The sequence below is a fragment of the Rhodococcus sp. P4_F3_2 genome, from assembly GCF_056401335.1.
Genome location: NZ_JBFUJN010000058.1, coordinates 37,877 through 48,767 on the forward strand (window position 1 = coordinate 37,877; position 10,891 = coordinate 48,767).

The 10,891-nt window shown below is 62.7% G+C and carries 10 protein-coding genes; 3 read left to right on the forward strand and 7 right to left on the reverse strand.

Annotated features, from left to right (window positions below):
- Positions 1-369: 369 nt before the first annotated feature.
- The gene (locus AC1DWA_RS31555) at positions 370-495 is read left to right on the forward strand and encodes a hypothetical protein (protein ID WP_255246884.1); all 126 of its coding nucleotides are present in this window, start codon (positions 370-372) and stop codon (positions 493-495) included.
- 70 nt (positions 496-565) lie between these two features.
- Here AC1DWA_RS31555 and dcm read toward each other — a convergent pair whose 3' ends face one another.
- Positions 566-1,861 (reverse strand): DNA cytosine methyltransferase, encoded by a 1,296-nt coding sequence (gene dcm, locus AC1DWA_RS31560; RefSeq protein WP_019749203.1) that lies wholly within the window; start codon positions 1,859-1,861, stop codon positions 566-568.
- A 364-nt stretch (positions 1,862-2,225) separates the two neighbouring features.
- Between dcm and AC1DWA_RS31565 the strand changes: the two genes are divergently transcribed.
- Positions 2,226-3,530, forward strand: a complete 1,305-nt coding sequence (locus AC1DWA_RS31565) for a multidrug effflux MFS transporter (protein WP_477846147.1) — start codon at positions 2,226-2,228, stop codon at positions 3,528-3,530.
- On the opposite strand, the gene mraY is transcribed toward AC1DWA_RS31565, so the two are convergent.
- Positions 3,527-4,603 carry a phospho-N-acetylmuramoyl-pentapeptide-transferase gene (gene mraY / locus AC1DWA_RS31570; RefSeq protein WP_003941316.1) on the reverse strand — a complete coding sequence of 359 codons (1,077 nt, stop codon included), beginning with the start codon at positions 4,601-4,603 and terminating at the stop codon, positions 3,527-3,529. The genes AC1DWA_RS31565 and mraY overlap by 4 nt on opposite strands.
- Positions 4,604-4,688: 85 nt before the next feature.
- Here mraY and AC1DWA_RS31575 point away from each other — a divergent pair, with 85 nt between their 5' ends.
- On the forward strand, positions 4,689-5,222 hold the full coding sequence (locus AC1DWA_RS31575) for a MarR family winged helix-turn-helix transcriptional regulator (RefSeq protein WP_020970065.1): 534 nt from the start codon (positions 4,689-4,691) through the stop codon (positions 5,220-5,222).
- Between the two features lie 93 nt (positions 5,223-5,315).
- On the opposite strand, the gene AC1DWA_RS31580 is transcribed toward AC1DWA_RS31575, so the two are convergent.
- Genes AC1DWA_RS31580 through AC1DWA_RS31600 form a run of 5 tightly spaced genes read right to left on the reverse strand, consistent with a single transcriptional unit; the run spans position 5,316 to position 10,756 of the window.
- A complete protein-coding gene (locus tag AC1DWA_RS31580) occupies positions 5,316-6,092 on the reverse strand; it encodes an enoyl-CoA hydratase (RefSeq protein WP_003941374.1) in 777 nt (258 codons plus the stop codon).
- On the reverse strand, positions 6,092-6,985 hold the full coding sequence (gene mmsB, locus AC1DWA_RS31585; RefSeq protein WP_182262379.1) for a 3-hydroxyisobutyrate dehydrogenase: 894 nt from the start codon (positions 6,983-6,985) through the stop codon (positions 6,092-6,094). Before mmsB ends, AC1DWA_RS31580 begins: the two co-directional genes overlap by 1 nt.
- A gap of 23 nt (positions 6,986-7,008) precedes the next feature.
- Entirely contained in the window at positions 7,009-8,067 is a 1,059-nt protein-coding gene (locus AC1DWA_RS31590) for an enoyl-CoA hydratase/isomerase family protein (protein WP_019749206.1), read from the reverse strand.
- Complete coding sequence (locus tag AC1DWA_RS31595; RefSeq protein ID WP_007726145.1) at positions 8,064-9,224, reverse strand: isobutyryl-CoA dehydrogenase; 1,161 nt, start codon at positions 9,222-9,224, stop codon at positions 8,064-8,066. The genes AC1DWA_RS31590 and AC1DWA_RS31595 overlap by 4 nt, the downstream gene beginning before the upstream one ends.
- A 14-nt stretch (positions 9,225-9,238) precedes the next feature.
- Complete coding sequence (locus tag AC1DWA_RS31600; RefSeq protein ID WP_477846146.1) at positions 9,239-10,756, reverse strand: CoA-acylating methylmalonate-semialdehyde dehydrogenase; 1,518 nt, start codon at positions 10,754-10,756, stop codon at positions 9,239-9,241.
- Positions 10,757-10,891 lie beyond the last annotated feature (135 nt).

Here is a 10,891-nt window from a genome sequence, read left to right on the forward strand (position 1 = left end):
GTCACGATTGGGTATCTTGCTTGCAGTGGCGCTGGACCACGACCCCAACACATGAAGGATCCAACATGGAGTCTGTCGAAAACGTATTGCCCGAGGGTGTCAAGCTCGAAGACGTCTTGAGTGTCCTCAAGGTCGCAGTTGCGGGCATCGGCCTCATCAGCGCACTTTCGGCATTCAGCTGATCGCAAAGCGTCATCGACAGGCCGGACTTCGGGGAGTCCGGCCTGTTTTTTGTTTCCGCTCCTGAACAATCCGTGAACTTTTCAGCAACTTCAGCGCAAAGTGGTCATTTCGACCAAAACAAGCGTCCAGTTTGCTAACTTGTGTCTGCGACACAAGGTCGTACAGAAACACCACGCAGACACAACCTTGTACATACAAACCTGTACATACGACACGGAGGACCGAAACATGGGTTCCATCAACACCCTCAGCGCCGTCATCGACATCATCAAGGTCGTCCAGCCGTTGATCGCCAAGCTCAACCTCAGCTGATTCGCTTGCACCACACCCCTGCCAGGGCGTAACTCGAAATGGGGCCGACATTKTCCGTAGGTGCTCTATCTCAGCCGAGTGCCTTCTTGATCTCTCCTGCCAGTACCGACGCCAGCTGCGGCGGCACCGCATTGCCGATCATCGTGCGCACCGCTCCCCACTTACCCTCGAAGACGTAGTCGTCGGGAAAGGTCTGGAGGCGAGCAGCTTCTCGAACGGTCAACGATCGCGTGTGTTTCGGATGCACGTTGCGTGAAGCCGAGATCATCCCGAAAGTGGTTCCGACCGTGGACGCCGGCTCGTCCCACCGGAGGCGCTTGTACGTCGTGTTGTACCCGGACGACGGTCGCATGGCCGGATCTTCGTTGTCGTGCGCCGACATTCCTTCTGGTACATCACGCAGCCACCGCAAGACGTGCTCGGGATGCTCGACGGCCCAGTGCAGCGGGTCCGTCTCGCAAGCCTGCCCGGATTCCAACGGGGCCAGGTCGACGGTGACATCGCGAAAAGTCCTCAGCGGTGCAACACCATTCACGCCGTGAGTCTTCGGCGGAAAACGCAGCGGCCCGATACTACTGTCGCGGCGGGTCGCCACGATGAACACTCGTTCCCGGAACTGCGGGACGCCGTAATCCTGCGCATTGACCGTGTTGACCGACGCGTCGTAACCGCATGCAGCCATCTCGCCGAGAATCCGGTCGACGACCATCCCACCGTCCGGGTCCTTCATGCTGAGCAGCAGTCGCACGTTTTCCATCACCAAGACCTTCGGCTTCACCAATTCGGCGAGCTGCAGCAGGTTCCGGAAGAGATGGTTGCGCGGATCGTCGCGGTCTCGCCGGCCGGCGAGGCTGAACCCCTGACACGGCGGTCCCCCAGCCAACACATCGATGTCCACTTGTGCCAGAAGATCTTTCACCCGGGCTTCGTCGATCGCCCGAATGTCCTCGCCGAGGCACCTCGCGCCGGGGAAGTTCCGATCGAAGGTCGCACGCGCCTCCGGCACGACTTCGATGTATCCCTCCACCGAAAACCCCGCCATCCGAAAGCCTTCGGCCATACCGCCACAACCCGAGAACGCTGTCAATACGGTGGGGCCGCCGCTTCCTGCCCCCGCGACGGCACGCCTGGCCACCGAGGCGGGGTCGTTGACCGGTGTCACTCGACGCGCACGCGTACTGCCGCTCGATCGCTTCCGGGGGGCCGCGTACGTACCCTCACGCTTGGCCGCTTCCAGCGCGGAGAGGGCCGTGAGAACTGCTCGTTCCGCCGGTGGCTTCGGATATGCCTTGTCGAGTTCCCACGCGGAGACGACGGCTGACGAGACTCCCGCTTGACGGGCGAACTGGAACTGACTGATCCCCACGTCCAAGCGCCGTGATCGCAGGTCCTGTCCCGAAATCAATTCAGTGCCTCACTCATATGGTCCGCTCGCTCCGGCAGCCCAGACTATCGCAGCCGACCCCGTGAACCGGGACCTCACAAGGAAGACCGGCAGGCGGTATGCCTGCCGGGAGTAACTCTGCCCTGAGTCACGGCGTCGAACCACAGTTCCGCTCAGCATGATTCGAGTGCGATCCCACCCGCCGTTCCAGTCTCTGGGAAAACTGCGAGCCCTTCGGGAACAAATCGGTCAGTCTCGATGCTGACTCCCTCGGCGGGCGCAGATCATACGAATTTCGCCCGAACGACCGAGCAGTTCGCCAGACCCAGACAACCCAGAAGGTTTCATGAGTGCCGAGAACACCGCCGTTGCCCCGCCCGTGAAGGCAGCCCCGCCCATAGAGGCAGCCCCGCTGGAAATGAGCAGTGTCGACCGTAAGCCCAGCGTCGGGAAGATTCTTGCCCTCGGTTCCATGACTGCGCTCGGGCCCTTCACCATCGACATGTACCTGCCCGCGCTGCCGGATATCGGCGCCGATCTCGGGGTCTCGTCGTCAACGGTTCAGCTGACGATCACCGGAACTCTCATCGGCCTCGCACTCGGACAGCTGTTGGTCGGGCCGCTCTCGGACACTCTCGGCCGCAAGAAGCCGCTGCTCGCCGGGATCGGTGTGCACATCCTGGCTTCGCTGCTGGCGGTCTTCGCACCGAGCATCGCGGTCCTCGGCATCCTGCGGGTTTTCCAGGGCATGGGCGCGGCGGCCGCGGCAGTGGTCACCATGGCGATCGTCCGCGACCTCTACAGCGGTAACACCGTTGCCGTCGTGATGAGTCGGCTGATGCTCGTGCTCGGCGTTGCGCCGATCCTGGCGCCCAGCATCGGTGGCGTCCTCCTCGTCGCCCTCGACTGGCGCGGGATCTTCGTCGTCCTGGCACTGATCGGCGTCGGCACAGCGATGATCGGTGCTTTCGGACTGTCCGAAACACTGCCGAAGGAAAAGCGTCGCCCGAGCGGATTGAAGTCGGTTCTCCGCACCTACGGTTCGCTGCTCGGCGACCGCACGTTCATGGTCCTGACGCTCGTCTCCAGCGTCGGTATGGCGTCGTTGTTCGCGTATGTCTCAGGCGCGTCGTTTGTCTATCAAGATCAGTACGGCCTCAATCAGCAGGAGTTCGCGCTGCTCTTCAGTGCGGGCGCGATTGCGTTGATCGGTGCTTCGCAGGTCAACGTCCGACTGCTCGATCGCTGGACTCCTCAGCAGATCACCAAGTGGGCCCTCGTGGCTGCCGTTGTCTCCGGGGCCGTCGTCATTGCTGTCGCGGTCCTGGAACTGGGCGGGCTCGCCGGATTCGTGATCGCACTGTGGGTCATGGCCGGTGCCATCGGGTTCGTTCTTCCCAACGCCCCGGCACTGGCGCTCGCTCGTCACGGCGAAGCGGCCGGTACTGCCGCGGCAATGCTCGGTGCATTCCAGTTCGGCGTCGGTGCGGCCATCGCGCCGGCCGTCGGCCTGCTGGGAAACACGAGCACAGCACTGGCCGTCACGATGACGGCGTGTGTGTCGCTCGGTCTGGTCGCTCTTCTGGCTACGACCCGAAAGAGTGATACGACCCGAAAGAGTGATACGACCCGAAAGAGTGAATCGGTCTAACCGGCAGCGGAGAACCACTCGCTGTAGAAGGTGGCAAGTCCCAGGACGCACGAGATCGCGACGAAGATCCAGAATCTTGCGATCACGACGGTTTCCGGCCAACCGAGTAACTCGAAGTGATGATGGATCGGGGCCATCTTGAATACGCGTCGGCCGGACGATCGGAAGACCAGAACCTGGATGATCACCGACAGGATCTCAGCCACGAACAGGGCGCCGATGATGACCATCAGCAGCTCGGTGTGCGTCGTGACGGACAGGCCGACCACCAGGCCGCCCAGCGCCAAGGAGCCGGTGTCACCCATGAAGATCTGAGCCGGGGCGGCGTTCCACCAGAGGAAGCCGAGGCACGCCCCGCCTGCCGCGGCAGCGACGATAGCGAGATCCAGGGGGTCACGAACGTCGTAGCAACCGGCGGCAGGCTCGAGGACACACGAGTTCCGGTACTGCCAACCGGCGATGACAACGTAGGTCCCCAGGATCATGCCCATCGAACCGGCCGCGAGACCGTCGAGACCGTCGGTGAAATTGACGGCGTTGGACCAGGCGAACACCAGAATGCAGAAGAAGACCACAAAGCCGATGGCACCCATGGAGAACACCGAGATATCTCGCACATGGGACAGGTACTGGCTTCCGGGGGTGACTCCGTTGTTGTTGGAGAACTGCAGGAACAGAATGCCGAAGATGATGGCGCTCGCCAGCTGACCGACGGTCTTTGCCGTCTTGTTCAGCCCGAGATTGCGCTTCTTGCGGATCTTGATGAAGTCGTCGAGAAAGCCGACGATTCCCAGTGACGTGGCGAGCGCGAGAACCAGCCAACCGGATGCAGACAACCGCGGTAGCCGCGAGCCGAAACCGATGATGTGTGCCGCCAGGTAGCCCGCCCACATGCCGGCGATGATCGCGATGCCGCCCATCGACGGGGTGCCACGCTTGCCCTGATGACTCTGCGGACCCTCGATCCGAATCTCGTGCCCGAGCCCCTGCCGCGAAAGCACACGAATGAGAAACGGAGTCAGGAAGAGCGCGACGAACAACGAGACGCCACCCGCTACGAGGATTGAAATCACCCGTGGGACTCTACAGACGTAAGCGGCTGCGACACACAATCAGACAAGGCACCCGACCGCTTGCCAGCATGGGATGATCGAACTTATGTCTCCCCCCGCGCCGCTCCCCCTCGACCCCATCGAAGAGGCGCATCGTCAGTGGACGAAGCACGGTTGGAGCGATGTCGCCGACGGTATGGCTGCAGTCACGTCGGTGATGCGTGCGCAGCAGATCATGATGGCGCGGGTCGAAGAGGTACTCAAGCCTCTCGGGCTGACCTTCGCCCGCTACGAACTGCTGACGCTTCTCACCTTCACCAGGTCGGGCGCCCTCCCGATGGCCAAGGCAAGCGCCCGACTCCAGGTTCACCCCACCAGCGTCACCAATGCCGTCGACCGTTTGGAGAAAGCGGAGCTGGTCAGACGGGTTCCGCATCCCAGCGATCGACGTGCGACGCTCATCGAGATCTCCGACGCGGGTCGCGCGCTGGCCCTCGAAGCCACTGAAATGCTCAACAGCAAAGTGTTCGCACACCCCGGACTCCAGCAGGACAAGCTCGAGCAATTGGTGACGATCCTCACTGAACTTCGCAAGACTGCGGGCGACTTCGACACCGGCGGCGCGCCCACCAAGTGGTGAACCGACGACCCGTACACACAAAGAAACTGCCCTCACACTCTCGACGAGTGTGAGGGCAGTTTCAGCTGTTCGAAAGTTCAGCGCTAACGAATTTCAGCGGTGCTTGAACTCGGCGGACCGCTTCTCCACGAACGCGGTCATGCCTTCCTTCTGATCCTCCGTCGCGAAGGTCGAATGGAACACCCGACGCTCGAAGCGGACGCCCTCGGCGAGTGTGGTCTCGAAGGAACGGTTGACCGCTTCCTTGGCCATCATCGCAATCGGCAGCGACATCTCGGCGATGGTGGTTGCGGTCTTCAATGCGTCGTCGAGCAGATCGGCGGCCGGAACGATCCGGGCAACCAGGCCTGCGCGCTCGGCCTCTTCTGCGTCCATGTTGCGGCCGGTCAGGCACAGCTCCATGGCCTTGGCCTTACCCACGGCGCGCGTAAGGCGCTGTGAGCCACCGATACCCGGAATGACACCGAGCTTGATCTCTGGCTGGCCGAACTTCGCGGTATCCGAAGCGATGATGAAATCGCAGAGCATCGCCAGTTCGCAGCCACCACCGAGCGCGTACCCGGAGACTGCGGCGATCAGCGGCTTACGAGCGGCTGCGACGCGGTCCCACGGGGTGAAGAAATCTTCGACGTATGCGTCCATGTACGTCTTGGACTGCATTTCCTTGATGTCGGCGCCGGCGGCGAAGGCGCGCTCGGAACCGGTGATCAGGATGGCTCCGATGCCGTTGTCCGCTTCGAGGTCGGCAACCGCGGCGACGACCTCGTTCATCAGCTCGGAGTTCAGGGCGTTGAGAGCCTTCGGGCGGTTGAGCGTGATGACGCCGACGCGACCCTTACGCTCGAGGATGATGGTGTTGAAGTCGGTCACTACTGTCCTTCGGTCGAACGGTCACGGATGTCGTTGATGATGGCAGAGAAGTCCTGACCGCCACCGCCCGCGGCGTGGAAGCGACTGTAGAGTTCCGCGGCCTTGAGCCCGATCTCCGCATCGACGCCGTTGTTGCGCAGCGCATTTGCAGCCAGACCGAGGTCCTTGTCCATCAGCGCGACAGCAAAGCCGGGCTGGTAGTCGTTGTTGGCCGGGCTGGTGGGCACCGGTCCCGGTACCGGGCAGTTGGTGGTCAGTGCCCAGCACTGCCCCGAGGCGTTGGACGCCACGTCGAAGAGCGCCTGGTTGCTCAGGCCGAGCTTCTCGCCCAGCACGAATGCCTCGCTGATCGCGATCATCGAAATGCCGAGGATCATGTTGTTGCAGATCTTGGCAGCCTGGCCGACACCGGCGTCGCCGCAGTGAACGACCTTGCGGCCCATCACGTCCAGCAACGGTGACGCGGCCTGGAAGTCAGCTTCGGAACCGCCGACCATGAATGCCAGCGTGCCTGCGGTAGCCCCGACGACTCCACCGGAGACCGGTGCGTCGACGCTGCGGTGACCGGCCGCTTCGGCCTTGTCGTGTGCCTCGCGGGCGTCTGCGACGTCGATGGTGGAACAGTCGATGAACAGCGTGCCCGGTGTTGCCACCGGCAGCAGCTCTTCGTACAGACCCAGAACATGCTTACCGCTCGGCAGCATCGTGATCACGACGTCGGCACCGCGAACGGCGTCGACCGCCGAATCCGCTACCGCTGCACCGTCTTTGACTGCCTGCTCCAGCGCCGCGGGTGCCAGATCGAAACCGACGACCTTGTGTCCGGCCTTGACGAGATTGGCCGCCATCGGGCCACCCATGTGACCGAGTCCGATAAATCCAATGGTGCTCATTAGTGATGCTCCTTCGGCGGTGATCAGTTGCCTTGCGGTTGAGGGGTGAGTCCGAGCTCGTTGTCGCCCAGAGGGGCGAAGTAGGCATCGACGGATTCAGCCGTGACATCTTCGAGGGTTGCCGGCAACCACTTCGGGTTTCGGTCCTTCTCGACTACCTGGGCGCGGATACCCTCGACCAGGTCGTGTGAGGCGAGCGCTGCCGTCGAGACCCGGAACTCCTCGTTGAGGACTTCTTCCAAGCTTGCTGCTTCCTTGGCATGTCGCAGGGATCGCAGGGTCACCGACAGTGCAATCGGGGACTTGCCGAGAATCTGCTCCGCTGCCTTCTCCGCCTCGGGGATTCCACTCGCTCGAAGACGCTCGACGATGGTGGAGACGTCGTCGGCAGAGTACGCGGCGTCGATCCAGCTCTGCTGGGCCAACAGTTCCGACACCGGAGCCGGCTCCGCGTACTGCGCCACGGCGTCGGCAACCGAAGACGACGCGAGTGCGGCGATGAACGTCTCGATGTTCTCCGACGGGATGAAGTGATCCGCGAAGCCTGCTGCGATGGCATCGCCGGCGCTCAGTCGCGCCGTGGTGAGCGCGATGTGCGTTCCGAGTTCACCGGGAGCACGCGAGAGCAGGTAAGTTCCGCCCACGTCAGGGATGAAACCGATTCCGGTCTCGGGCATTCCGATCATCGAGCGCTCGGTCACGATGCGAATGTCGCCGTGTGCGGACACTCCGACGCCGCCGCCCATGACGATCCCGTCCATGATTGCGACGTACGGCTTCGGGTAGTTCGCGATCTCGGAATTGAGGATGTACTCCTCACGCCAGAAATCGAGCGAACCGGTCTTGCCGTCCTTGGCGTCGTGGTAGATCGAGACGATGTCGCCGCCGGCGCACAGACCACGCTCGCCGGCGCCCGTGAGTACGACCGCCTTGACGTCGTCGTCGGACTTCCATTCCGCGAGTGCCTTGGCCATCGCCTTGACCATCGAGTGGTTGAGGGCGTTGATCGCCTTGGGCCGGTTGAGGGTGATGAGCCCCAGTCCGTCACGCTTTTCGATCAATACCTCGAGCTCGTCGCTCATGCTGCTCCTTGCTTTCCCTGACCTGATGCGACCACGCTTCGCGCGATGACCACCCTCATGATCTCGTTGCTGCCTTCGAGGATCTGATGAACCCGAAGATCGCGGACGATCTTCTCGATCCCGTACTCAGCAAGATAGCCGTACCCGCCGTGAAGCTGGAGAGCCTTGTTGGCTACGTCGAACCCGGTGTCGGTGGCAAAGCGCTTGGCCATCGCACACAACTCCACGACGTCGGACGCTCCGTCTTCGAGTGCGGCAGCGGCGCGCCACAGCAACGTCCTGGCCGCTTCGAGTTCGGTACGCATGTCGGCGAGCTGGAACTGCAGGGCCTGCGACTCGATCAGTGCCGAACCGAAAGCTTTGCGGTCCACCAGATATGCGACTGCCTTCTCCAGCGCTGCCTGGGCCCCACCGACCGAGCAGGCGGCGATGTTCAGCCGGCCGCCGTTGAGACCCTTCATAGCGATGCGGAAGCCGCTGCCCTCTTCACCGAGCATGTTGGCGGCAGGAACTCGCACGTCTTCGAAGATCACCTGACGGGTGGGCTGCGCGTTCCAGCCCATCTTGACCTCGTTGGCACCGAACGACAGTCCGGGCGAATCCTTGGGCACGATGAACGCCGAGATCCCCTTGGCACCGGCAGATCCGGTGCGTGCCATCACGACGTACACGTCGGAAGTGCCTGCGCCGGAAATGAACTGTTTGACGCCGTTGAGGATGTAGTCGTCGCCGTCACGAACGGCCTTGGTGCTCAAGCCCGCAGCATCGGAGCCAGCGCCGGGTTCGGTGAGGCAGTAGCTGCCCAGTTGATCCATCGAGCAGAGTCCGGGGACCCACTTGTGGCGCTGTTCGTCGTTGCCGAACTGGTCGATCATCCACGTGACCATGTTGTGGATGGAGATGTACGCGGCGATCGACGGATCGCCCTTGGCCAGCTCTTCGAAGATCCGGGCAGCGTCGACGCGGCTCAGCTCACTGCCGCCCACGTCCTCACGAATGTAGATACCGCCCATCCCCAGGGACGCCGCCTTACGGAGGACGTCCACCGGGAAATGCTTGGTCTGATCCCACTCCACTGCGTTGGGCGCCAGATGCTCGGCCGCGAAGTCGCGGGCAGTGTCGCGAATCGCCCGCTCGTCATCGGTCAGAGTAAACATGGAAAGTGTTCCGATCAGTTCATCGTGGGGATGACGAAGTGGTTGGTCTCTTCCTTCTTGCCGGAAGGCCAGCGCTGCGTCACGGTCTTGGTCTTGGTGTAGAAGCGGAAGGAGTCGGGACCGTGCTGGTTCAGGTCACCGAATCCGGAGCGCTTCCAGCCACCGAAGGTGTGGTAGGCGATCGGGACCGGGATCGGCACGTTGACGCCGACCATGCCGACGTTGACGCGGGCGGTGAAGTCACGTGCGGTGTCGCCGTCGCGGGTGAAGATGGAGACGCCGTTGCCGTACTCGTGTTCGGTCGGAAGACGCAGCGCCTCTTCGTAATCGGCAGCGCGGACCACCTGAAGGACGGGTCCGAAGATCTCTTCCTTGTAGATGCGCATGTCCGAGGTGACGTTGTCGAACAGGGTTGCGCCGGCGAAGAATCCGCCTTCGTGGCCTTCGAGAGTGAAGCCGCGGCCGTCGACGACTGCCGTTGCGCCCTCGTCGATGCCGATCTGCACGTAGTTGTTGACGCGGTCGAGGGCATCCTGGCAAACGAGCGGGCCGAAATCGACACCTTCGTCGTCACTGCGACCGATCTTGAGCTTCGCGACGCGCTCCTTCAGCTTCGCGACAAGAGCGTCCGCGGTCTCCTCGCCGACGGGAACGGCAACCGAGATGGCCATGCAACGCTCACCGGCACTGCCGTAGCCTGCACCGATCAGGGCGTCGGCAACCTCGTCGAGGTCGGCGTCCGGCATGACGATCGCGTGGTTCTTGGCGCCACCGAAGCACTGTGCGCGCTTGCCGTGAGCTGCGGCCGTCTCGTAGATGTACTGAGCGATCGGCGTGGAGCCGACGAAGCCGACAGCCTTGATGCGATCGTCGGTGAGCAGGACGTCGACAACTTCCTTGTCACCGTTGACGACGTTGAACACGCCCGCGGGCAGGCCGGCTTCGAGGAACAGTTCAGCCAGACGCAGCGGGACGGAGGGGTCACGCTCGGAGGGCTTGAGGATGAAGGCGTTACCGGCGGCGAGGGCGGGGCCGGCCTTCCACAGCGGGATCATCGCCGGGAAGTTGAAGGGCGTGATGCCTGCGACGACGCCGAGCGGCTGACGCATGGAGTACACGTCGATGCCGGTGCCGGCACTCTCGGTGAATTCGCCCTTGAGCAGGTGCGGAGCGCCGACGGCGAATTCGATGACCTCGAGGCCACGCTGAATGTCACCCTTGGCGTCGGCGACGGTCTTGCCGTGCTCGGACGAGAGGAGGCGGGCCAGAGAATCCATCTCGGCCTGAGCAAGCTGGAGGAACTTCATCAGCACACGGGCGCGCTTCTGCGGGTTGAATGCTGCCCACACCTGCTGCGCCTCTTCGGCATTGGCGATGATGGCTTCGGTCTCGGCCTTGCTCGCGAGGGGGACGCGGGCCTGCACCTTGCCGCTGTTGGGATCGAACACGTCCGCAAATCGATCAGATGTCCCGGGAACACGCTTGCCACCGACGAAGTGCGTCAACTCGTGAACCGTCGCATTTTCAACCATTGTGCTAACCCGTTCCTTGCTCGTATGGACCGCCCAGGAGGCAGCAGTGAATATGTCTACCATCCTATAGTTGGATGTCCATGTATGTCTAGAGCCCAAGGGCCGTGCGCCTTTATTAACCGCGGGGGGTTAATA

Coding starts and splice junctions, on each gene's coding strand:
- AC1DWA_RS31565 (WP_477846147.1), top strand. CDS start 2,226: ATGAGTGCCGAGAACACCGCCGTTGCCCCGCCCGTGAAGGCAGCCCCG.
- AC1DWA_RS31575 (WP_020970065.1), top strand. CDS start 4,689: ATGTCTCCCCCCGCGCCGCTCCCCCTCGACCCCATCGAAGAGGCGCAT.
- mmsB (WP_182262379.1), bottom strand. CDS start 6,985: ATGAGCACCATTGGATTTATCGGACTCGGTCACATGGGTGGCCCGATG.
- AC1DWA_RS31590 (WP_019749206.1), bottom strand. CDS start 8,067: ATGAGCGACGAGCTCGAGGTATTGATCGAAAAGCGTGACGGACTGGGG.
- AC1DWA_RS31595 (WP_007726145.1), bottom strand. CDS start 9,224: ATGTTTACTCTGACCGATGACGAGCGGGCGATTCGCGACACTGCCCGC.
- AC1DWA_RS31600 (WP_477846146.1), bottom strand. CDS start 10,756: ATGGTTGAAAATGCGACGGTTCACGAGTTGACGCACTTCGTCGGTGGC.